Source organism: Pseudomonas sp. TWI923, from assembly GCF_039673365.1.
GTDB lineage: Bacteria > Pseudomonadota > Gammaproteobacteria > Pseudomonadales > Pseudomonadaceae > Aquipseudomonas > Aquipseudomonas sichuanensis.
In genome coordinates this window covers 56,081-77,674 of the sequence record NZ_JBDJLM010000012.1, presented here as the reverse complement: position 1 = coordinate 77,674, position 21,594 = coordinate 56,081, and the positions used below count along the sequence as shown (strand labels likewise).

The 21,594-nt window shown below is 63.9% G+C and carries 19 protein-coding genes; 9 read left to right on the top strand and 10 right to left on the bottom strand.

Features of this window, described 5'->3' with window-relative positions; all coding sequences use genetic code 11:
* Nucleotides 1–21: 21 nt before the first annotated feature.
* From ABE459_RS08030 to ABE459_RS08020, 3 genes are all read left to right on the top strand, one after another.
* Nucleotides 22–459 carry a MarR family transcriptional regulator gene (locus ABE459_RS08030; RefSeq protein WP_323833569.1) on the top strand — a complete coding sequence of 146 codons (438 nt, stop codon included), beginning with the start codon at nt 22–24 and terminating at the stop codon, nt 457–459.
* Nucleotides 456–851, top strand: coding sequence for a GFA family protein (locus tag ABE459_RS08025; RefSeq protein WP_323833571.1), 396 nt, complete (start codon nt 456–458; stop codon nt 849–851). The genes ABE459_RS08030 and ABE459_RS08025 overlap by 4 nt, the downstream gene beginning before the upstream one ends.
* 76 nt (nt 852–927) lie before the next feature.
* Nucleotides 928–1,494 carry a hypothetical protein gene (locus ABE459_RS08020; RefSeq protein ID WP_323833573.1) on the top strand — a complete coding sequence of 189 codons (567 nt, stop codon included), beginning with the start codon at nt 928–930 and terminating at the stop codon, nt 1,492–1,494.
* An 8-nt stretch (nt 1,495–1,502) separates the two neighbouring features.
* Here the strand turns inward: ABE459_RS08020 and ABE459_RS08015 are convergent, their stop codons facing one another.
* Nucleotides 1,503–1,703, bottom strand: a complete 201-nt coding sequence (locus ABE459_RS08015; protein ID WP_258706262.1) for a DUF1289 domain-containing protein — start codon at nt 1,701–1,703, stop codon at nt 1,503–1,505.
* Between the two features lie 119 nt (nt 1,704–1,822).
* Between ABE459_RS08015 and ABE459_RS08010 the strand changes: the two genes are divergently transcribed.
* Entirely contained in the window at nt 1,823–2,206 is a 384-nt protein-coding gene (locus ABE459_RS08010) for a tautomerase family protein (protein WP_323833576.1), read from the top strand.
* Nucleotides 2,207–2,224: 18 nt separating this feature from the next.
* Here the strand turns inward: ABE459_RS08010 and ABE459_RS08005 are convergent, their stop codons facing one another.
* Nucleotides 2,225–2,674 (bottom strand): GNAT family N-acetyltransferase, encoded by a 450-nt coding sequence (locus ABE459_RS08005; RefSeq protein WP_323833578.1) that lies wholly within the window; start codon nt 2,672–2,674, stop codon nt 2,225–2,227.
* 219 nt (nt 2,675–2,893) lie between these two features.
* On the opposite strand from ABE459_RS08005, the gene ABE459_RS08000 reads away from it, so the two are divergent.
* The 3 genes from ABE459_RS08000 to ABE459_RS07990 all read left to right on the top strand — a co-directional run bounded on the left by ABE459_RS08000 (nt 2,894) and on the right by ABE459_RS07990 (nt 6,595).
* On the top strand, nt 2,894–4,120 hold the full coding sequence (locus tag ABE459_RS08000) for an MFS transporter (protein ID WP_323833580.1): 1,227 nt from the start codon (nt 2,894–2,896) through the stop codon (nt 4,118–4,120).
* 155 nt (nt 4,121–4,275) lie between these two features.
* Nucleotides 4,276–5,355 carry an alpha/beta fold hydrolase gene (locus ABE459_RS07995; RefSeq protein WP_323833599.1) on the top strand — a complete coding sequence of 360 codons (1,080 nt, stop codon included), beginning with the start codon at nt 4,276–4,278 and terminating at the stop codon, nt 5,353–5,355.
* Nucleotides 5,356–5,461: 106 nt separating this feature from the next.
* The gene (locus ABE459_RS07990; RefSeq protein ID WP_323833582.1) at nt 5,462–6,595 is read left to right on the top strand and encodes an aminotransferase class V-fold PLP-dependent enzyme; all 1,134 of its coding nucleotides are present in this window, start codon (nt 5,462–5,464) and stop codon (nt 6,593–6,595) included.
* 119 nt (nt 6,596–6,714) lie between these two features.
* Here the strand turns inward: ABE459_RS07990 and ahpF are convergent, their stop codons facing one another.
* The 7 genes from ahpF to galU all read right to left on the bottom strand — a co-directional run bounded on the left by ahpF (nt 6,715) and on the right by galU (nt 15,382).
* Complete coding sequence (gene ahpF, locus ABE459_RS07985; protein ID WP_125859359.1) at nt 6,715–8,277, bottom strand: alkyl hydroperoxide reductase subunit F; 1,563 nt, start codon at nt 8,275–8,277, stop codon at nt 6,715–6,717.
* Between the two features lie 124 nt (nt 8,278–8,401).
* Nucleotides 8,402–8,965 carry an alkyl hydroperoxide reductase subunit C gene (gene ahpC / locus ABE459_RS07980; protein ID WP_110993908.1) on the bottom strand — a complete coding sequence of 188 codons (564 nt, stop codon included), beginning with the start codon at nt 8,963–8,965 and terminating at the stop codon, nt 8,402–8,404.
* A gap of 117 nt (nt 8,966–9,082) precedes the next feature.
* Complete coding sequence (locus tag ABE459_RS07975) at nt 9,083–11,524, bottom strand: fimbria/pilus outer membrane usher protein (protein ID WP_323828656.1); 2,442 nt, start codon at nt 11,522–11,524, stop codon at nt 9,083–9,085.
* A gap of 35 nt (nt 11,525–11,559) precedes the next feature.
* A complete protein-coding gene (locus ABE459_RS07970; protein WP_323828653.1) occupies nt 11,560–12,288 on the bottom strand; it encodes a molecular chaperone in 729 nt (242 codons plus the stop codon).
* A gap of 60 nt (nt 12,289–12,348) precedes the next feature.
* Nucleotides 12,349–12,879, bottom strand: coding sequence for a fimbrial protein (locus ABE459_RS07965; RefSeq protein ID WP_125464758.1), 531 nt, complete (start codon nt 12,877–12,879; stop codon nt 12,349–12,351).
* Between the two features lie 191 nt (nt 12,880–13,070).
* Complete coding sequence (gene gorA / locus ABE459_RS07960) at nt 13,071–14,426, bottom strand: glutathione-disulfide reductase (RefSeq protein WP_125464759.1); 1,356 nt, start codon at nt 14,424–14,426, stop codon at nt 13,071–13,073.
* A gap of 116 nt (nt 14,427–14,542) precedes the next feature.
* Nucleotides 14,543–15,382 carry a UTP--glucose-1-phosphate uridylyltransferase GalU gene (gene galU / locus ABE459_RS07955; RefSeq protein ID WP_046855135.1) on the bottom strand — a complete coding sequence of 280 codons (840 nt, stop codon included), beginning with the start codon at nt 15,380–15,382 and terminating at the stop codon, nt 14,543–14,545.
* Nucleotides 15,383–15,738: 356 nt separating this feature from the next.
* Here galU and dkgB point away from each other — a divergent pair, with 356 nt between their 5' ends.
* Together dkgB and ABE459_RS07945 are read left to right on the top strand one after the other, a co-directional pair.
* Nucleotides 15,739–16,542, top strand: coding sequence for a 2,5-didehydrogluconate reductase DkgB (gene dkgB / locus ABE459_RS07950; RefSeq protein ID WP_125464760.1), 804 nt, complete (start codon nt 15,739–15,741; stop codon nt 16,540–16,542).
* 170 nt (nt 16,543–16,712) lie between these two features.
* A complete protein-coding gene (locus ABE459_RS07945; RefSeq protein ID WP_125464761.1) occupies nt 16,713–17,177 on the top strand; it encodes a DUF1348 family protein in 465 nt (154 codons plus the stop codon).
* 66 nt (nt 17,178–17,243) lie between these two features.
* Here the strand turns inward: ABE459_RS07945 and ABE459_RS07940 are convergent, their stop codons facing one another.
* Entirely contained in the window at nt 17,244–21,581 is a 4,338-nt protein-coding gene (locus tag ABE459_RS07940) for an NEL-type E3 ubiquitin ligase domain-containing protein (protein ID WP_323828646.1), read from the bottom strand.
* Between the last annotated feature and the right edge of the window lie 13 nt (nt 21,582–21,594).

The window sequence follows — 21,594 nt, the reverse complement described above, 5'->3', positions numbered from 1 at the left end:
GACCCTCACGGATAAGTCAATATGCTTGACCTTAAGAACCCTGCTTCACAGCAACAAGCCATGGAGGCGTTCTTCTTCGGCTACCAGGCGTTCACCGCCAAGGCTGACGAAATGCTCGAACGCCGGGGCCTGGGCCGGGTGCACCAGCGGATCGTGTTTTTCATCGCCCGATACCCGAACCTGAGCGTCAAGGAACTGCTGGCCGTGCTCGGGGTGAGCAAACAGGCGTTGAACATGCCGCTGCGCCAGCTGATGGAAATGCGTTTGGTGGACAGCCTGCCGTCCGAGGCCGACAAGCGCATGCGCCTGTTGCAGTTGACCGGAGAAGGCGCGCGCCTGGAACAGGCCCTGCGCCGCGAGCAGGTGAAGCTGCTGGAGCGGGTGTTTGCCGAGGCTGGGGAAGCGGCGGTGAATGGCTGGCTGGCGGTCAACCAGGCACTGGCCGGGAACCCGCAATGAGCGAAACCTACCAGGGCAGTTGCCTGTGCGCGGCGATCCGCTATGAGCTGCTCGCCCGGCCCAAAGCAGTGACCCATTGCCATTGCAGCCAATGCCGCAAAGGCCATGGCGCGGCCTTCGCCACCTACGCCAGCGTGCCACGCAGTGCGTGGCGTCTGCACTGCGGTGCCGAGGCGCTCAAAGCCTACCCCTCCTCCGCCGACGTGCTGCGCCAGTTCTGCACACACTGCGGCACAAGCCTGTTCTGGTCGCGCAGCCAGGGCCCGTTCAGCGACTGGATATCGGTGGCGCTGGGCACCCTGGACACGCCCTTCGTGCCGAGCAAGCAGCAACACGCCCACCTGGACTGCAAAGCCCCTTGGTTGATGCTTTCGGATGTGCTTGCCGAATAAGGATGGACAGCACAGCAACGATTGTTCCTAAGGCTATGCTCTGCTTAGCCCGTCAATGGAGCGTACAGGACACAGAATGGGACTTTTCGACCGTTTGTTCGGCGGCCGTTTCACCCAGCCGCCACCGGATGAGCCGACGCTCAGCGACGCGGCGATCATGCGCGAGCTGCACCCCTACCGCCCAGGCCTCAAGGCCTTCACCCAAGCCCTGCTGGCGCACCTGCCCGAGCAGGATCGCGCCCGACTGGTCAGGCGGGTGCTGCGCATCTACGGCCAGGGCGAGGAGCCGGCCAGCGCGCTGAGCTTGGCCTTGCTGGCCCCGGACAAGGCCTTGCCGCTTGAACAGCGGGCGCTGCTGGCCGTCGACTGGAACGGTTTCGACAGTTTCGAGTACCTGGCACCTCACCTGGTCAAGGCCAGCGGTATCACCGAGGACTATGCCTATGAACACAACGGCACTCAGACCATGGCCCAGGTGCTGAGCGGCTTCGACCATTGGCTGGCGGGCCAGGGCAAACGCTTCCTGCAGTTGGACACCGGCGGCGACGAGTATGTGGGCTGCATCGTCGCGGCCGACCAGGTCGACAGCATGATCGAACTGGCGCAGCAGGCCGGCATCGAGGCGGGCCTGGAAAGCTTCTGAACGCGGCGCTATTCGCTTGCCTGGCGTTTGGCGTTTTTCTTGACGATGGCCTTCATCCGGGTGGCGGCGCGCTGCACCGTCGCCATCTTCTCCGGGCGCTTCATGCCGCGCCATTTGCGGATTTCTTCGCGGGTGCGGCCACAGCTCACGCACAACTCGCTGTTGAGCTGGCACAGCGAGACGCAGGGGTTGTCGATGTCTTTGGCCATGGGTTGCTCCGTTAGCGGGCGCGCATCATACAGCAGGCACGGTCGCTTATCCTGCAGGTGAATCGGCTCGATCCTGTCTACGCTGCTGTACAGCCTGCCCACCCGCCAAGGAGCCGCTCATGCCTCTGGTCCGCATCGATATCAAACGAAACCCCGACACCAGCCATCTGCCTAGGATCGGCCAAGTTGTCTATGCCGCCATGAAAAGCACGATCAATGTGCCCGACCACGACAACTTCCAGGTCTTGACCGAGCACGACACTGACCGCCTGGTGAACGACCCGCAGTACCTGGGCATCCAGCGCTCGGACGGCCAGGTGTTCATCCAGATCACCCTCAGCGAAGGGCGCACCGTCGAGCAGAAGAAGGCGCTGTACCTGGCCATCGCCGAAGGGCTCAACCAGCAGGCGGGGGTGCGCCTGGAGGATGTGTTCATCAACCTGGTCGAGGTGCGCAAGGAGAACTGGTCGTTCGGCCATGGGATCGCGCAATACGCCCTGTGAGTGGCTCGGGCTCTGCGATCAGCCCTCTACGCGACGCTTCTCATAGCGCACATCCCGGTCATCGACCGCATCGACGCAGGTCCACCCCAATCGCCGGTAGAAGCCATTCGCCCGAATGACTTCATTGCCGTCGGTAGTCAGGTGGATCCGCTCGTGGCGCTGGAACAGCGCTTGTTCCGCCCGCTGCAACAGCAAACGCCCCAAGCCCTTGCCTTCGTGCTGGGGGCGCACGAACAGGGCGAATACCTCCCCTTCTTCGTGATCGACCATGACAAATCCGGCAGGCTCACGGCACCATTCGGCAATCCAGACGCAGGGGCCACTGCCGATGGCGTCGCCGAGTATGGCCGCCGTGATGCCCATGGCATGCAGTTGTTCACGGGAGAGGTGATTCTGTTTCACGCTGGTGCGGATATCGAACAGCAGCTCGATATCACCAGGCGAAGCCTGACGCAAGGTTGCAGTCATCTCCAAACGTCCTTGGCGTTGCCGATGAGGCCGGCAGCATAGCAACTCATTGCCCGGTCGCGTACGGCGTTCCGGCGTGTCTTATCGATTGCACTGATGATTACTATCGAAGGCCCCGCCTGTCGGCTTGCCGAAACCGACTCTTATAATCGCCTCCCAATTGCCTCCCTGCTTCCCGCGCCTGCCTTCAGGCGACCTTCCCTCTTGGAACCCAACACCATGCCAAGCGCCAGCCAGGCCCCCCAGGGCCTTCCCGAACATGATCAACAGAGCGTCAGCCAGCAGTGGCTGGCGATTCTCTCGGTCGCCGTGGGCGCCTTCGCCCTGGTGACCAGCGAGTTTCTCCCGGTGGGCGTACTCAACGATGTCGCCAGCGACCTGGGTATCAGCGCCGGCCAGGCCGGTCTGATGGTGACCCTGCCGGGGATCATGGCCGCCCTCGCCGCCCCCTTGCTGTCGGTGGGCATTGGCGCCCTGGACCGCCGCTACCTGCTGATCGGCCTGACCCTGGTCATGATCATCGCCAACGCCGTCGTGGCCTACGCCAGCGACTTCAGCCTGCTGCTGTTCGGCCGCGTGCTGCTGGGCATCAGCATCGGTGGTTTCTGGGCCACCGCCATTGCCCTCAGCGGCCGCCTTGCGCCCAAGGGCGTGGGCGTGGCCCAGGCCACCTCGATCATCATGGTCGGGGTGACCCTGGCCACCGTGCTGGGCGTGCCCGTCGGCACCTGGCTGAGCGGCCTGATGGGCTGGCGCATGACCTTCCTGGCCACCGCGCTGGTGGGCGTACCGGTGCTGCTGGCGCAGGTCTTCCTGCTGCCGCGGCTCAACCCGGACCGGGCGATTCGCGTCAGCGACCTGCCGGCCTTGTTCATCAACCCACAGGCACGGGTGGGCTTGATCGCGGTACTGCTGATCGGCCTGGCGCACTTTGCCGCGTACACCTATGTCGCGCCGTTCTTCAAACAGAGTGCCGGCTTCGATGGGCCGACCATTGGCTCGTTGCTGCTGCTCTATGGCGTAGCCGGGGTGCTGGGCAACCTGTTCGCCGGCTTCGCCGCCAACCGCAGCGTGCGCCACACGCTGATGCTGGTGGCACTGATGATCGCCATCAGCACCGCGCTGTTCCCCTACTTCGCCACCGGCATGACCGGCGCGGCAATGCTGATCGCACTCTGGGGCTTCGCCTTCGGCGCCTTCCCGGCCTGCGCCAGCATCTGGATGTTCGTGGTGGCGCCCAAGGATGTGGAGCGCGGCATGCCGCTGTTCGTTGCCATGTTCCAGGTGATCATCGCGCTGGGCTCGTTCTTTGGCGGGCGGATCGTCGACCAGCTGGGCAGTTCTGTGCTGTTGAGCCTGGCCACGGCCCTGGTGGGCTGCGGGTTCGTCACGGTGCTGGTGCTGGGGCGTAACGTCAGCAACAGCCTGGCGGCCCAGCCCGCCTGAAAGGGTCAGCGCATTTTGCCTGGACGTGGTTCGAATCCGGGCTTTAATGTCCACCTTCGAGGAGCACAACATCAGCGACGACGCCCTTGGAGGGTGGATACGCCCTGTGGCGGATTCAAGTGCCATGCACGCGTCTGATCAAGGAAGAGACGACATTGAAAACAACATTCGCCGCACTGTTGCTGGCCTGCCTGACAACCAGCGTATGGGCCGACGGCAACTCCGTCGGCTTTCGCGCCTCCACGCTGACGGATCCGCACAATGACCGTGCACTGGAGATGGTGGTCTGGTACCCGAGCAAAGCCATCACCGACACGCAACTGATCGGCGACAATCCGGTGTTTGTCGGTGCGTCTGCCATGCCTGACGCGCCACCTGCTGCCGGTAAACATCCGTTGGTGGTGTTGTCCCATGGCTACCAGGGCAACTGGCGCAATCAGGTCTGGCTGGCCAGTGCCCTGGCCCACAAAGGCTACATCGTCGCCGCAGTCAATCACCCTGGCAGCACGACCCATGACCGCAGCCCGCAGGCAGCGGCGCAGTTATGGCAGCGCCCTCTTGATCTGGGTCGGGCCATCGATGCGGTCGTCGCTCAACCTGAACAATTCGGTGCGGTCGCCGATGGCCGAATTGCAGCCGTGGGCCACTCGCTCGGCGGCTGGACCGCCTTGGAGATCGCCGGGGCGCGCTTCGACCCAGAGCGCTTCGAACAGGACTGCAACACCCATCCAGAGTTAGCCAGTTGCACCGTTTACGCAAAGATGAAACCTGCAGGCTCCACAGAGTCCAAGGCTGCGTTGGGCGCCGATTGGCGCGACCAACGCGTCACGGTCGTGGTCACTCTGGACCTGGGCCTTTCGCGGGGGCTGACCGATCGAAGCCTGGCCGCCCTGCCGGTACCCGCCCTGGTGATCGCAGCGGGCGTACCGTCGCGCGAACTTCCCGCTGAACTGGAGTCGGCCAACCTGGCCAAACGCCTGCCTGCGGCGTCCAGTCGTTACGTCGAGATCAGCGACGCCAGCCATTTCACCTTCATGTCGATCTGCAAACCAGGCGCGCAGTCAGTGCTCGAGGCAGAAGTACCGGGGGATGGCGTCATTTGCCGGGATGGCGAGAACGGCCGTGCGCGGGATGTCATACAGCAGCAAGTGGCGTCGCTGATCGCAGCTTTTCTGCAGCAATCACCTGGCGACAAGAAAGACAGCCTGGTGATTCGCGCCCCCACAGGAATCTGAGCTGCCAGGCTGCTAACTTGAACGTCCAGCACTAATCAATCTTGTCATTTGCCAGGGCTTGGTACCGGGTCCATACCAATGACATCTCTGGTAAAGGAGTCACCGCATGTCGAAGCTTTATCCCAGTATTGATCCTGAGGGGCTGGTCGAGTACTCGGTGGTCTATACCGACCGTTCGCTCAATCACATGTCGCAGACGTTTCAAGGAGTAATGAAGAACATCTCCAAGACCCTGAAACAGGTCTACAACGCCCAGGCTGTTGCGGTAGTGCCGGGCAGCGGTACCTTCGGCATGGAATCGGTAGCGCGACAGTTCGCCACCGACCAGCAATGCCTGGTGATCCGCAACGGCTGGTTCAGTTATCGCTGGAGCCAGATCCTCGAGATGGGCAACATCCCGGCTGCCACCACGGTGCTGAAAGCCCGGCCGGTCGACGCCGGCCGCCAGGCAGCCTACGCGCCCCCACCGCTGGACGAAGTGCTGGCGGCCATCGAGACGCACAAGCCGCAGATTGTCTTTGCCCCCCACGTTGAAACCTCATCCGGGATCATCCTGCCCGACGATTATCTGCGGGCCGTCGGCGACGCCGTGCATGCGGTGGGCGGCCTGTTCGTGCTGGACTGCATCGCCTCAGGCACGCTTTGGGTCGATATGCACAAGTGCGCCGTCGACCTGCTGATCAGCGCACCGCAGAAAGGCTGGAGCGCCTCCCCTTGCTGCGCCCTGGTGATGCTCAGTGCTTTGGCTCTCGAGCGCATCGAGCACACGCAAAGCAGCAGCTTTGCCTGCGACCTGAAAAAGTGGCTGCAGATCATGCAGGCCTACGAACAGGGCGGGCATGCCTACCATGCGACCATGCCCAGCGATGCGTTGGCGCGATTCAACGAGGTAATGAACGAGATGCAAGCCAGCGGTTTCGACAAGCTCCGCGACGAACAATGGGCGCTGGGCGATCGGGTGCGCGCCATGTTGACCGGCAAAGGCATCAAAAGCGTGGCCGCAGCCGGGTTTCAGGCCCCGGGTGTGGTGGTGAGCTACACCGATGATGCCGATATCAAGAACGGTAAGAAATTTGCCGCGCACGGCCTGCAGATAGCTGCCGGCGTGCCGTTGCAATGTGACGAGCCGGCCGACTTCCAGACCTTCCGTATCGGGCTGTTCGGGCTCGAAAAACTGAATAATATCGAGCGCACGGTCAGCACCCTTGAGCAGGCGCTGGACGAAGTGCTGGTGAACTAAGCCCTGCTCTGAGCTGCAGCACGGCTGAGGCTGAGGCTGAGGCTGAGGCTGAGGCTGAGGCTGAGGCTGGCAGTGATTCTGTGGGAGCGGGCTTGCCCCGCGAAGAGGCCGGAACAGGCTTACGCCGGCGCCGAAGTCCGAATCAGGTGATCGAACGCCGCCAGCGAAGCCTTGGCGCCCTCGCCCACGGCGATGACGATCTGCTTGTACGGCACCGTGGTCACGTCACCGGCAGCGAACACGCCGGGGATGCTGGTCTGGCCCTTGGCATCGACGATGATCTCGCCACGCGGCGACAGCTCGACCGTGCCCTTGAGCCAATCGGTGTTCGGCAGCAGGCCGATCTGCACGAAGATGCCTTCCAGCGCCAGGTCATGCACTTCGTCGGTGCTGCGGTCCTTGTAACGCAGGCCGGTCACCTTTTCGCCATTGCCGATCACTTCGGTGGTCAGCGCGCGGGTGATCACCGTGACGTTCGGCAGGCTGTGCAACTTGCGCTGCAGTACCGCGTCGGCGCGCAGCTGGCTGTCGAACTCGATCAGGGTCACCTGGGCGACGATACCGGCCAGGTCGATGGCCGCTTCCACGCCGGAGTTGCCGCCGCCGATCACCGCCACGCGCTTGCCCTTGAACAGCGGGCCGTCGCAGTGCGGGCAGTAGGCCACGCCACGGGCGCGGTATTCCTGCTCGCCCGGCACGTTCATTTCGCGCCAACGGGCACCGGTGGCCAGGATCACGGTCTTGGCCTTGAGCGAGGCACCGCCGGCCAGACGCACTTCGTGCAGGCCGCCATCGGTGGCCGGGATCAGCGCTTCGCCGCGCTGCAGGTTCATGATGTCGACGTCGTACTGCTTGACGTGCTCTTCCAGCGCCGTGGCCAGTTTCGGCCCTTCGGTTTCCTGCACCGAGATGAAGTTCTCGATGGCCAGGGTGTCGAGTACCTGGCCGCCGAAGCGCTCGGCGGCAACACCAGTACGGATGCCTTTGCGTGCCGCGTAGATGGCTGCCGCGGCGCCGGCTGGGCCACCACCGACCACCAGCACGTCGAAAGCGTCCTTGGCGTTGATCTTCTCGGCCTGGCGGGCGCCGGCGCCGGTGTCGATCTTGCCGAGAATCTCTTCCAGGCCCATGCGGCCCTGGCCGAACACTTCGCCGTTCAGGTAGATGCTCGGCACCGCCATGACCTTGCGGCTTTCCACTTCATCCTGGAACAGCGCGCCGTCGATCGCGACGTGGCGCACGTTAGGGTTGAGCACCGCCATCAGGTTCAGCGCCTGGACCACGTCCGGGCAATTCTGGCACGACAGCGAGAAGTAGGTTTCGAAGGTGAATTCGCCTTCCAGGGCCTGGATCTGCTCGATCACTTCAGCACTGGCTTTCGAGGGATGGCCGCCGACCTGCAGCAGCGCCAGCACCAGGGAGGTGAATTCGTGGCCCATGGGGATGCCGGCAAAGCGCAGGCTAATGTCCGCCCCTGGGCGATTCAGCGAGAACGAAGGACGACGGGCGTCGTTACCGTCCGCGCTGAAGGTAATTAGGTTCGACAGGCCGGCGATTTCCACCAGCAGGTCGTGCAATTCGCGGGACTTCGCGCCGTCATCGAGGGAAGCGACGATCTCGATCGGCTGGGTGACCCGCTCCAGGTAGGTTTTCAGTTGCGATTTAAGCGTGGCGTCCAACATACGGGCGATTCCTTTTTCAAACTTCGGATACAAAAACGCCCAGGCGAGGTCGCCCGGGCGTTTGACGGGGCAGTGAGTACTTCAGCTTTGGCGGCTGCTCACCGCCCGCGATTGGCACATGGCCTTAGATCTTGCCAACCAGGTCCAGGGACGGCGCCAGGGTGGCCTCGCCTTCTTTCCACTTGGCCGGGCAGACTTCACCCGGGTGGGCGGCAACGTACTGGGCGGCTTTGACTTTGCGCAGCAGCTCGGCAGCGTCACGGCCTACACCACCGTCGTTCAGTTCGACGATCTTGATCTGGCCTTGCGGGTTGATCACGAAGGTACCGCGATCGGCCAGGCCGGCTTCTTCGATCAGCACGTCGAAGTTGCGCGAGATGATGTGGGTCGGGTCACCGATCAGCGGGTACTGGATCTTGCCGATGGTGTCCGAGGTGTCGTGCCAGGCTTTGTGGGTGAAGTGGGTGTCGGTGGACACGCCGTAGATTTCGACGCCCAGCTTCTGGAACTCGGCGTAGTTGTCAGCGAGGTCGCCCAGCTCGGTCGGGCAGACGAAGGTGAAGTCGGCTGGGTAGAAGAACACGACGGACCATTTGCCTTTCAGGTCGGCTTCGCTGACCTGAACGAACTCGCCCTTGTGGTAGGCGGTGGCGGTGAACGGTTTGACCTGGCTGTTGATGATAGGCATGTGCTGCTCCTTCATGGGGTGAGTAAGTTGATGGAGGCCATCCTATCCAAGCGACGGCGCAATGGCTCATTGGCAAACCTCATGTTGCTGATTGGTTTTGGCTATAACGATGCTCGATCAATAGATCTTTTGATTACTACGCGGGCCACATACGGCTACAGCAGAGGCCGCACGGCCCACCTCGAAATCCACCCAGCACGTCTGATGTTCGGCACCGCCCCAACTGATGCGCAGCCGCCCGCGCCTGGCCTGGCTGCGTATCTGAACCTGCCCCCCCTGGCCCACCACCCCCACCTCGTTACCCGTCTCATCGAATACCTGGGCACCGAAGGGCAAAGCCTCGCCCCCCGTACGCTCGGCAAGCAGCACATGGAAATCTCCCGCGCGCGTGGCAAAGCGCAGCAGTGGCGCAGCCCCGGCCCTGGGCACCACGTTGTGCCCGGCAACCAAGAGTTCGGTGGTGCGCGGCATACCCTTTGGGTCGATCTCGACGGTGTTCACGCTGTAAGGTGCCAACGATGGCACCACTGCATAACCTCGACGGTCGACCCGCGACTGGGGCTGTTGCCGCACCCGTGCGGCTGTGGCACCAGGCGCGTGGATGATGGCAAAGCTTTCGCCCAGCGTCGGTGCTGCCGTCACCCCGCCGGCATGGGCCACCACTGCACCGCGTGCGCCCAACGCCAGATGACGCTGGTCACCGCGACTGCCTAGCGCAACGGCAAGGTCGCCGGCACTGCCTCGGTAACGCAGATTGCCATCGATGCCGACCGGATCGGCTGCCGCTGCCTGGTATTGTGCCGCCAGCCCATAGCCCCACTGCGCCTGCTCGCCGGCACGGGAACTCCAGCGCAGGCTGGTACTGGCATGCCGCCGCGAATCGCTGCTCACGGCGCTGCTCAACAGATCGCGGCGGCGCTCGCCGAGCGGCATGCTGAGGGTCAGGGCGATGGTCCGCAACGGCTGGCCATGCTCGCTGCGTTGGCGCCCGATGTTCAGGCCATAGGCCATGGCAGCAAAATGGTTGTTGTAGCCGAGCCGGTAGTCGGTACCGCCCTGCCCCGACCAGCTGCGCGCGCCGTTGACGGCAAAGCTCAGCCGGCCGGCGCCAGGGCCCAGGGCCTGATCGAGAGAGAAGCTGGCGCGCCACTGGTTCGGGTCTGAATGCCGGCCGCGGCGCGCCTGGGCGAACTGATCGAAACCAAGATAGCCGGTACTCTGACTGCGGCTGATGGACGCCTCCAGGCGTGTCGCCGTGTCAGTCAAGTCCTGTCGCCAGTTCAAGCGCATGGCTTGCCCCCGCCGATCGGCCTCGGGGCTGGGCGCCGCATCTGCGTGATAAGCGGTCAGCCCCACTGCGCCAACAGCGGTGTTCAGGGCAACGCCCAAGGCGCCGCCCAGATAGTCTTCGGCCACCCAGAGCCCGCCATGGACACTCAAACGATCATCCAGGCCTTGCTGCCAACTGCCTTGGCCGAACGCAGGACCCGTGCGACCGAAGCCATCCAGCCAGTGGCCGCCAGCGAAGTCGAAGCGCCTGGCGCCTGGGCGCAATGCCAAGGGCGCCGCCTGGAACGGCACGCTGAACACTGTCACGCTGCCGTCCGCCTCCTTGAGCGTGACCTCCAGGTCGTCACTCAAGCCGCTGGGATAGAGGTCGTCGATTTCGAACGGCCCGGGAGGCACGCTCGATTCGTGCAGCAGCACCCCACGGTGACGAATACTCACCAGCGCCGTGCTATTGGCCACGCCACGCACCGTAGGGGCATAACCCCGCCGCGATTGCGGCAGCATGCGTTCGTCACTGCCTAGTTGCAGACCTCGGAACGCACTGGCCGCGAAGACATCCGAACTGCTCGCGGCATCGCCAAGGGTCAGCTGCGCCGACAGGGCCGGCAGGTCGCGTCGTACCGAGGTCATGCCGCGTTGGTAACGGGTCGGGGCATCGTCCGCCCCCTGCAGAATGCCGTCGTGCCGCCAGTACCAGTCACCGGTGTTGAGCCCGCCGCGCAAGCCGAGGAAACCTCGATAGGCAGTGCCCTGCCGATGTGCCATTTGCTGCTGGTGAAGGTTCAGGTCGTAGTTGACGAAACCCGCGCCAACCCCGCTGTCCCACTGCCGCGTGTCCACGTGGTCGACGGGGCGGCGGCTCAGATGCTGCCGGGCGATGCTCAGCGTCAGCCGCAGTTCGCCGTAGGCAAGCGCCTCGCTGGCTTCCAGGCCCAAGGCGGACAGGGCCAGGCAATCACCTTCTTGCGCCAGCAGTGCCCGTTTCGCCGGCGCCAATCGCAGCAAATCGACGCCCAGCGCTTCGAGCAGCTCGCGCCCATAGCACGGTGTGGGCTGCATAGCGCCTGGCGGCGTGCGCAGCGCTATCTGATAGCGGCCCATCCACCGCTGGTTGAGCGTTACGTCCAGGCTCACCTCACCCTCCGGGATGACGCTGGCCCCCTCGAAGCGCTGCAGGTCGCTCGAAGTCCCCTGGCGCAGCATGCGTGAGTCGAACTCCACCGGGGCGGCCAGGCTGCCGGCCGCAAGCACCAGCAGGCCAGGCAGCAATACGCGCGCGCATGCAACGCCTGTGACCCGCGCGCTCAATGACGCACCACCGCAGTGGCCGGTCGCTCGGCGCCATAGTCATCGATGTAGGAATAGTCCACCTGGTTCGGTACAGAACGCTCATCGGCCAACCCCTCGATGGCGAAGCGAGTCTGCGAAAACGGCAGCACATGCCTCGGTTGTGCCTGCCAGGATCGGCCCTGGTAGCTAACGGCGACACGCCCGAGATTGACGACATAGGCCCCAGGATTGTCAGCCTCGAGCTGCCAGCGCCGACCTTCGCGCACCCAGCGCCAGGAGAGCGCGCGATGAGCATCGGCCACCGTCCCGGGCAGGGATGGTGGACGGAAGAACAGCTTGATGCGCGTACGCAACGCAACATTGATCTGGTTGCCGACGCCCTTGGGCGCTATCTCGAGGACATTGAGCCAATACAAGGTTTCACGGTCGGTGGGCATCGACGCGCCGTTATGGAACAGGCGCAGGCTCTGGCTGGTGCCAGGCTCGACGCGAAACAGCGGCGGCATCAGGCTGAATGGCACCTGCGGATCCTGGCTATCGGCCATGGCCACACCGTCGTCGATCCAGGCCTGCACCAGCGCTGGCCGTTCCCCCAGATTGCGCAGGCTGACGGTAACTTCGGCCTGCTCGGCGGGATAGACGATTCGGGTGGTGGCGATGACCACACTGGCCTGGGCGTGGCCTACGGCCAGCAGCCAACCTGCCAGCAAGACGCGCCGACAGGCCGTGGAAAAAGTCTTCATGTTCAAGGCTCGCGCACAGCGTTGAGGTGTAGCCCCCGAGGGGGCTACCAGGAAGGAGACTCAGAGGTACTCGAGCGAGTAGCGGACGTTGGTCGAGACCAGACCCGGGGTGGTCGCACCCAGCGAGAAGTAGCGAGCGGTGTAGTTGAGGATGGCGTTGCCGTTGACGATATCGACCCGCTGGGAGCTCTGATTGCCTCTGCCACCGGCCAGGTTCATGGGCGCGCGGGCACTGTTGAGCAGTTGCACGTCGACACTGGTGGCGGCGCCCGAGCCAGCATCGACCGTCAGCCGGCCTTCAGGATTCACGGTGGGGCCCGGCTCGAAGTAGGTGGACACCTGGCCGACATGCGAGCACTGGCTCAGCACCAGGCTGAAGGTGCGCTCGCCAGCGGTCTGCCCCGCTTGGCGCAGATCGTAGGTACTGACTTCCGGCAGGTTGACCTGCACATCGTTGTCGCCGCCGTTGATGACGCAGGTCGGGCCAGCCACGCTGCCACTGAAGCTGATCAGCCCTTGATCGGCTTGTACTACCCCTGCCATCAACAGCCCACTGCAGGTGCCCAGGATGATATTGCGTAAGACATTCATCTGATAACTCCTAAGTCAAGTTGACCTGGCAACGCCAGGCCGACGCCACGTACGTGGCACCCAGCGAGTATTTATGACTGCCGAGGTGATGACCGTAGGAAAGATGTGGTGATGCGGGGCGCACTGCACGCCCGCTATGTAGGAGGTTTCGCCACAGAGCCGATGCCTCAACCCTGTGGCGTCTGACAGGCTCAGCGCGTGACGGTACGCATGGTGACGAATTCTTCGGCCGCCGTCGGGTGCACGCCGATGGTCTCGTCGAACTGCAGCTTGGTGGCACCGGCCTTCAGCGCGATGCCCAGGCCCTGGATGATCTCGCCGGCATCCGGCCCGACCATGTGGCAGCCCAGCACCTTGTCGGTCTCGGCATCCACCACCAGCTTCATCAGGGTTTTTTCCTGGATATCGGTGAGGGTCAGTTTCATCGCCCGGAAGCGGCTCTCGAAGATCTGCACCTTGTGCCCGGCCTGCAGCGCCTGCTCTTCGGTCAAGCCCACGGTACCGATCGGCGGCTGGCTGAACACCGCGGTGGGAATGTTCTGGTAATCCACCGGGCGGTACTGCTCGGGCTTGAACAGGCGACGGGCCACGGCCATGCCTTCGGCCAGTGCCACCGGGGTGAGCTGCACGCGGCCGATCACATCGCCAATGGCCAGGATGGACGGCGCGGTGGTCTGGTACTGCTCATCGACACGGATGAAGCCGCGCTCGTCCAGTTCCACGCCGGTGTTCTCCAGGCCCAGGTTGTCCAGCATCGGCCGGCGCCCGGTGGCGTAGAACACGCAATCGGCGACCAGCTCGCGGCCATCCTTGAGGGTGGCCTTGAGGCTGCCGTCGTCGAGCTTGTCGATGCGCTGGATATCGGCGTTGAACTGCAGGTCCATGCCGCGTTTTTCCAGCTCTTCCTTGAGGTGCGTGCGCACCGAGCCATCAAAGCCGCGCAGGAACAGGTCGCCACGGTACAGCAGCGTGGTAGCGGCGCCCAGGCCTTGGAAAATACCAGCGAACTCGACGGCGATGTAGCCACCACCGACCACCAGCACCCGGCGTGGCAGATCCTTGAGATAGAACGCCTCGTTGGAGGTGATCGCCAGTTCCTTGCCCGGAATGTCCGGCACCTGCGGCCAGCCGCCGGTGGCGATCAGGATGTTCGCAGCGCTGTAGCGCTGACCTTCCACTTCCACTTCGTTGGCAGCGGTGATACGCGCGTGGCCGGTCAACAAGGTGACGCCGCTGTTGACCAGCAGGTTGCGGTAGATGCCGTTGAGGCGCTCGATCTCGCGGTTCTTGTTGGCGATCAGGGTGCCCCAGTCGAAGTGGCCTTCTTCCAGGGTCCAGCCGAAACCGGCGGCCTGCTCCAGCTCGTCGGCGACATGGGCGCCGTACACCAGCAGTTTTTTCGGTACGCAGCCGACGTTGACGCAAGTACCGCCCAGATAGCGGCTCTCGGCAACGGCCACCTTGGCGCCGAAGCCCGCGGCGAAACGCGCCGCACGTACACCGCCGGAACCGGCGCCAATCACGAACAGATCAAAATCGTAGGCCACTTTCCAGACTCCACAAAAAAAGCCACCCGAGGGTGGCTCTTTTTGCGGCGAGCTGCAAGTTTCAAGCGGCAAGAAAACTGCTCACAGCTTGTAGCTTGTAGCTTGTAGCTTGTAGCTCAATAAGCCTTGCCGGTCTTGTAGAAGTTTTCGAAGCAGAAGTTGGTCGCCTCGATGTAGCCTTCGGCGCCACCGCAGTCGAAACGCTTGCCCTTGAACTTGTAGGCGATCACGTTGCCTTCGGCGGCCTGCTTCATCAGTGCGTCGGTGATCTGGATCTCGCCGCCTTTGCCTGGCTCGGTCTGTTCGATCTTCTCGAAGATGTCCGGGGTCAGGATGTAACGGCCGATGATGGCCAGGTTCGACGGTGCGTCTTCCGGCTTCGGCTTCTCGACCATGGAATCCACGCGGAAGATGCCGTCCTTGATCTCTTCACCGGCAATGACGCCGTACTTGTTGGTTTCCTGCGGATCGACTTCCTGGATGGCAACGATCGAGCAGCGGTACTTCTTGTACAGCGCGACCATTTGCGCGAGCACGCCATCGCCTTCGAGGTTGACGCACAGGTCATCGGCCAGTACCACGGCGAACGGCTCGTCACCGATCAGCGGGCGGCCGGTGAGGATGGCGTGGCCCAGGCCTTTCATCTCGGTCTGGCGGGTATAGGCGAACGAACACTCGTCCAGCAGACGACGGATGCCGACCAGGTACTTTTCCTTGTCGGTGCCCTTGATCTGGTTTTCCAGCTCATAGCTGATGTCGAAGTGGTCTTCCAGGGCGCGCTTGCCGCGGCCGGTGACGATGGAGATTTCATTCAGGCCGGCGTCCAGTGCTTCTTCAACGCCATACTGGATCAGTGGCTTGTTGACCACCGGCAGCATTTCCTTGGGCATGGCTTTGGTAGCGGGCAGGAAACGAGTGCCGTAACCGGCTGCCGGGAACAAGCATTTCTTGATCATATACGTCCTTAACGTAGGGCTTTGCGTACGAATTCGGCGCAGTCTAATCAGGCGGAGGTCACCTTACAATGCCCCCCCTGCTGTCTGCCGACGCCATCATAGAGACATCTCAGTGTAGTTAGTTCCGAGGCAACGTGAGAATTGCGACCAACTACCTGTTCAAAGGCGCAAGCCCACGCCGGTTTTCAGGGCGCTTGCTCATTTGCGCGCATGAAAAAACCGCTCACTCATGACTCCAGGTCAAAGGACTTTGGCCCCCCGACACCTTAATCAAAACCTGTGAGTACCGCACACTGCCGCCTATCCGAACGATGCCACCGCACACAGCCCCGGCATCCCACCACAGGAGCAGCCCCATGAGCATTCCATCCTTCGGCGTCGGCACTTTCCGCCTGACTGGCCAAGCCGTCATCGACTCGGTCAAGGCGGCACTGCAGCTGGGTTACCGCGCCATCGACACCGCGCAGATCTACAACAACGAAGCCGAGGTCGGCCAGGCTATCGCCGAAAGCGGCGTGCCCCGCAGCGAACTGTTCATCACCACCAAGATCTGGGTCGACAACTACGCAGCCGACAAGCTGCTGCCGAGCCTGCGCGACAGCCTGGCCAAGCTGCGTACCGACCACGTCGACCTGCTGCTGATCCACTGGCCGGCCCCCGGCAACGGTGTCGAACTGCCCGAGTACATGCAGGCCCTGGCTGAGGCCAAGAAACTGGGCCTGGCCCGCCAGATCGGCGTTTCCAACTTCAACATCGAGCTGACCCGCCAGGCCATCGAAGCCGTCGGTAAAGGCGAGATCGCCACCAACCAGATCGAGCTCAGCCCCTACCTGCAGAACGACAAACTGACTACCTTCCTCAAGGAGCAGGGCATCACCACCACCTCCTACATGACCCTGGCCTACGGCAAGGTGCTGAAGGACCCGGTACTCGCCCAGATCGCTGCCAAGCACAAGGCCACCGTCGCCCAGGTAGCCCTGGCCTGGGCCCTGCAGCTGGGTTATGCGGTGATTCCGTCGTCTACCAAGCGCGAAAACCTGGCCAGCAACCTGCTTGCCCGCAGCCTGCACCTGGATGCCGACGACATGGCGCTGATTGCGACACTGGAGCGCAATGGTCGTGAAGTCAGCCCCGACGGTTTGGCGCCGACCTGGGACTGATCCTCTGAAAAAAGCCGCGCGGACGGTGGTCGCGCGGCTGATGCCGCAATTGTTCCGCCGCCAGCAATTATGAAGTGACCCGGGCACGGATTTCCCTGCGCGAACGGCAGGGCTAGCCTTCAAGCCGTGCACAGCATCCCGCTGACCACTTCAAGCTGAGGAATCGCCCAATGTCCCGCCCTCCACTTCCGCCCTTCACCCACGAAAGCGCCATCGAGAAAGTCCGCCTGGCCGAGGATGGCTGGAACAGCCGAGACCCGGCCAAGGTCGCTCTCGCCTACACCCTCGATACCCATTGGCGCAATCGCGCCGAGTTCTGCCACAACCGTGAAGAGGCCCAGGCCTTCCTCACCCGCAAGTGGAACCGCGAGCTGGAATACCGCCTGATCAAGGAACTGTGGGCCTTTACCGGCAACCGCATCGCCGTGCGCTACGCCTACGAATACCACGACGACAGCGGCCAGTGGTACCGCGCCTACGGCAACGAGAACTGGGAGTTCGCCGAGGACGGCCTGATGCGCAACCGCCACGCCAGCATCAACGAGCAACCCATCACTGAAGCCGAGCGCAAGTTCCGCTGGCCTTTGGGGCGGCGCCCGGATGACCATCCCGGGCTGAGTGAATTCGGTTTCTGATGCCCCACGGGCAAAAAGCCCCCAGGCACTCACTGCCGGGGGCATCTGCAACGAGGCGCCGCTGAACTACAACGGGTTGCGGGTGAAGATTTCCTGGGTCAGGGTTTCGATCAGCGCCTGCATGGCGGCGTCACGCGCCCGGGCCACGGCTTCCACGCGTGACAGGTATTCACCCTCGGCCAGATCCGCCGCATTCAGCGCTTCCAACTGCGCATGAAACGGCTGGTCGGCCTGCTCGAAACGTTGTGCATGGGTGTCGCGCAGGTGTGCCTGCCAGAACTCGCGCTGGGCCACCGATGTCGCCAGGCTCGGCGTTCGTTCCGCCGTCAGTACCTGGCTGCGCACCCTCAGCAGGTCGCGTGGCGACACCTCGGCACTGTTCGGGAAACGCATGTGCAGCGGCTGCCCCGGCAAATCCAGTGCATGGGCCAGGCCCACGCGGTATCTCAAGCGCACCTGGACCTCATCGAAATCCGCACCCTGGGCCGTGCGCCAGGCGATTTCCGCAGAGGCCGCGCGATCGACCTCGTCGAGCCGGAACAACGAACGCCCCAGGCGCTGCAGGCCCCGTTCGGCGGCCTGCCCAGTCAACCCGGCAGTGTTCAGATGCACCCACGACTGCACCTCGAGCAGGCTGAAGTTCATCGCCACACTGTCGGAACAGGTACGCGGATGGCCAGCCAGCTCGAACAACCGCGCACGCCACTGGGCATTGCCGGCGCACCCCTCGACCACCATCCAGACCCGCGCAGTCAGGTCACCGCGCTGAATCAGGAAATCCTCCGTGCCACGCAGGTCGGCGAGCAACTGGAAAAAGTCCGCGGCGCCAGGCTCGTACACCAGGCTGTCCCATTGCAACCCGCGCAACAGGCGCTCGTCCGGCTCCAGCAAGCGCACCCAGGCCTCGCGGTTCTCGGCTGCGCCGCTGCTGTGGCGCACCAGGCGCCGCATGCGATGCGATTCGGCCTGCAGGAAAGCGCTCAGACGCGCCTCACTGCGCAGATCCAATGGATTGTCATGCAGGAAGATCCGCTCGATGCTGCGTGCCGGCATGCCGAAGAAGGCATCATCGAGGCTGTCGATGCGATTGTCGCGCAGGTCGGCGTACTCCAGGATCGGCAGGCGCGCCAGGGCCTGCGGTACCTCGGTCAACCTCGTGCCGCGCAGGCTCAGGTGGCGCAGCCGGGTCAGCCCCTCCAGACGCGGCGCGGCAACCAGCGGATTACGGTTCAGGTTCAGCTGCCGTAACTGCCCCAGTCGCTCCAGGCGCCGGATATTCTCAGGCCCGAGCACAATGCGATTGTCGGCCAGGTCCAGTTCCTCCAGGTTGGCGAGCTGCTCCAGCACGACCGGCAGGCCTGTAAGCCGGTTACCGCGCAGATCCAGGCGTTGCAGCATGCCAAAGCGTCCGAAGAACGCCGGATTCAGATCATCCAGTTCCAGGTTGCGCAGCACCAGACGGGTCACGCTGTCGAAACGGACACTGGCCGGCAGCGCAGGCAGCCCGCCCAGTGCCTCACCCTCGATACTCAGGTGAACCTGCTCGCCATACAACGCCAGTGACTGACGACGCCAGCTGCGCAACAGGTATTTGGCCATCCGCTTGCGCGCCCGCTGCTGCGAGCGCCCCAGCGCCCCCTGGCGCCATACCGTCAGGTGTTGCTCGAGCAGCGGAAGCTGGCGTTGCAGCGCGGTGACTTGGTCCCAAAGGTTGACCTGCCGCCGCAGTTGGTCAGCGATGTAGGCGCTGAGGTCGGTATCGGTGAATTCGGGGTGGATCTGCCGCAAGGCATGGCGCAGGGCATGCCGTCCGCCCTCGGCGCGACCACTCAGCGGATAGCCCAGGCGCCCGTCGCCCAGACGCACCGGCGGTCGAATCCCACCGCCCACGGGGGCCAGGCCTATCAGGCCAGCAGCGGCTTCACGCTGGCTTACGGCCCGGGCAAGCATCAAGTCGCTCAATTGCCTTTCACTGAGCGGGGCACCCGCCAGGCTCAGTTGCTGCACCGGGTCCATGTGCAGCAGTAGCGCCTTGATCAGTGAGTCCTGCGCCGTGGCAGCGACGGGCGCCTGACCGTCCGCGGCAATCGCCAGGTAACCCTCTGCCCCTTTGACGATGCGCCGCGCATCGGTGGCATCCGCCTTGCCCAGCGACTGCAACAACGGGCCATCGACCTGCCCATCGTGCAACGTCACGCGAACACCGTCGGCCCAGGGCGACAGGCTGTCGAGCAGCCCGAACGCCAGGCGCTCGCCATCGGCATTGATCGCCGCGACCTGGCGCAGGCCCGCACAGGCACGGTCCAGACGACTGTCACGCAATGCCCAGCGCGCCTGTTCGGCGAGCGCCAGTGGAACCCGCGAGGTGTTGATCATCTGTTCGCATTGGTGGCCGCTGGCCTGCTCGACGATCTCTTCGGCGCATCGCGGGGTCAGCCCGGGGAAGTCCCGACGCAGCAGTTGCGCGGCATCGCCAACTGGCGCCTGGCGCGCTGCCAGGACGGCCTCGAAGGCCTCCCCGCGCAAACCGGGCTGCTGTTCATGCAGGCGCTGACGCTCCAGGGCGTCGAGCAGACGTGCCGGCGCAGGCGCGTCTTCAAGATGCAGCCGGCGCAGCCGTGCTTCGTCGAACCCCGTGGTCTCCAGCACTTGAGCGATGGTCGGTTCCGGGATCTCGGCCAGATCACTGCCCAATCGGCGCAGCAGCCGCGCCCCCTGCCAGTGCTGGGGGCTCTCCAGCGCGTGATACCAGGCGCCGACACCATTGTCGCGCACGGCCACCGGCAACGCTGCAGGCCGCTGCGGATGGCGCAACTGCCAAGTGTCGCTGGCGGCATGCCGCTGCACGGCAAAACTGCCCTCGTGGGTACGCACATGTTTCCAGGTTAAGTTGTCGATCACTTCACCCAGCGCATCGTCATCGCTGTGCTCGACCTTGTAGCCATCGAGCTCGGGATGACACAGCCGGGCCTCGCCGTCGGTTCCCACCACCGGCACCAGCTCATCGACCAGACGCACGCGCTGCAACGTTTTACCCAGCGCGGCGCCGCCGGCCATCAACAGCGCATTGGCCGCGACATTTTCGGCCACGCCAAACAGGTGGTTCAAGGCACCTTCCCGGTCGCCGATCTGCCAGTCCTCGTACCCCTCATAGACCTCCTTGACGATATCCAGCGCCGCCACGCCCAGCATGGCAAGGCCAAGCCCGGGCACGAACAGTGCGGCCAGATTGAGCAGGCCCAGGCCTGCGTTCCGATAGCCTTCAAGGCGCTCACTGCGGCTGCGCCGGTCCTCATCGTCGGTCGGTACCGCCAGCACTCGTGCATCGGCCAGGATCTTCCCTACCTGGTCCTGGCGCAGACGGACGAACAGCTCACCCTCGACCTCCAGGTTTCGCCCGTCCAGTTCGAGGGGAGTCTTGTCGGCCAGCAAGCCCGCAAGCACCCGTTCGAAGGCAATTCGATCGGACTGGGCGAGGAAGCGCTGAAAGAATGCCGGGTAACCGGGCTGGCGAAACCGTCGGGCAAGCGCCTGATACAAGGCGCCCCACGAGGAATGCCGGCTGACTGCGCCCTGGGGGTCGCCCGGGATCCAGGCGATCACGCCGTCCAGCGCCGCGTCTGGCGCGGGGCTTCGGCGCACTTCCAGGGTGACCACGCCGATCACCCGCTTGCCCAGAAGATAGAGCTGACGGGCAATCAAGACCGTGGGCTCGGCGGGTACCAACGGCGTCTGCGCAAGCAGCGGTCGCAGCTGGCGGCCGCTCAAGGCATCCAGTTGCCCTTTGCCCAGCGCCAGTTGCACGGCGGCATCGAAGTTGGCGCGCTGTACCGCTTCGAGCTGTTGCTCGACACGTTGCCGGGCAGCGGCGTCCTCCGGCTCGAAGTGCGTCTTGAGATAGCGCTGGTACTGGCCGCCGACATCGAGCCGACGGCACAACCAGGCGTATTGCTCAGGCTTGAACGCCTCGATCACGTCGCCCAGATCATCGGTCAGCCGGGTATCGGCATGGAACGCCTTGGCATCCAGTTCATCCTCGCTGAAATTGTGCAGTGCAGCAGCCAGCAGAGTCTGCTCGGAACGGTGTGTCCGCCAGGTCAGCGGCAAGCTGGCCACAGCAGGAACGACCACCTCGCGCCAGACGCTCAGAAGCTTGGCGCCACGCACATCGATCTGTTCATCGGTGATCAGCGTCATGGCATCGTCGAGCAGATTCTCGGCAAAGTCCTCCAGCGGCGTGATCACCCCGAGCAGCTGTTGCAGGTGGTGTTGGACTTGCTGCTGAAGCACAAGGGCCTGCTGCAGCGTAACGCGTTGCTCCTGGGACAAGCCGGCAAGCCAGGGCGGCATTCGTTGGGTGATAAGTGTATCGACGGTGACATGGGGAATGAAGGGATTGTGCATGGTGTCCTCCGAG

Coding starts and splice junctions, on each gene's coding strand:
- ABE459_RS08030 (WP_323833569.1), top strand. CDS start 22: ATGCTTGACCTTAAGAACCCTGCTTCACAGCAACAAGCCATGGAGGCG.
- dkgB (WP_125464760.1), top strand. CDS start 15,739: ATGAGCATTCCATCCTTCGGCGTCGGCACTTTCCGCCTGACTGGCCAA.
- ABE459_RS08015 (WP_258706262.1), bottom strand. CDS start 1,703: ATGGCCAAAGACATCGACAACCCCTGCGTCTCGCTGTGCCAGCTCAAC.
- ABE459_RS08005 (WP_323833578.1), bottom strand. CDS start 2,674: ATGACTGCAACCTTGCGTCAGGCTTCGCCTGGTGATATCGAGCTGCTG.
- ABE459_RS07940 (WP_323828646.1), bottom strand. CDS start 21,581: ATGCACAATCCCTTCATTCCCCATGTCACCGTCGATACACTTATCACC.
- ahpF (WP_125859359.1), bottom strand. CDS start 8,277: ATGTTGGACGCCACGCTTAAATCGCAACTGAAAACCTACCTGGAGCGG.
- ABE459_RS08000 (WP_323833580.1), top strand. CDS start 2,894: ATGCCAAGCGCCAGCCAGGCCCCCCAGGGCCTTCCCGAACATGATCAA.
- ABE459_RS08025 (WP_323833571.1), top strand. CDS start 456: ATGAGCGAAACCTACCAGGGCAGTTGCCTGTGCGCGGCGATCCGCTAT.
- ABE459_RS08010 (WP_323833576.1), top strand. CDS start 1,823: ATGCCTCTGGTCCGCATCGATATCAAACGAAACCCCGACACCAGCCAT.
- ahpC (WP_110993908.1), bottom strand. CDS start 8,965: ATGCCTATCATCAACAGCCAGGTCAAACCGTTCACCGCCACCGCCTAC.
- ABE459_RS07970 (WP_323828653.1), bottom strand. CDS start 12,288: ATGAAGACTTTTTCCACGGCCTGTCGGCGCGTCTTGCTGGCAGGTTGG.
- ABE459_RS07945 (WP_125464761.1), top strand. CDS start 16,713: ATGTCCCGCCCTCCACTTCCGCCCTTCACCCACGAAAGCGCCATCGAG.
- ABE459_RS07965 (WP_125464758.1), bottom strand. CDS start 12,879: ATGAATGTCTTACGCAATATCATCCTGGGCACCTGCAGTGGGCTGTTG.
- ABE459_RS07990 (WP_323833582.1), top strand. CDS start 5,462: ATGTCGAAGCTTTATCCCAGTATTGATCCTGAGGGGCTGGTCGAGTAC.
- galU (WP_046855135.1), bottom strand. CDS start 15,382: ATGATCAAGAAATGCTTGTTCCCGGCAGCCGGTTACGGCACTCGTTTC.
- ABE459_RS08020 (WP_323833573.1), top strand. CDS start 928: ATGGGACTTTTCGACCGTTTGTTCGGCGGCCGTTTCACCCAGCCGCCA.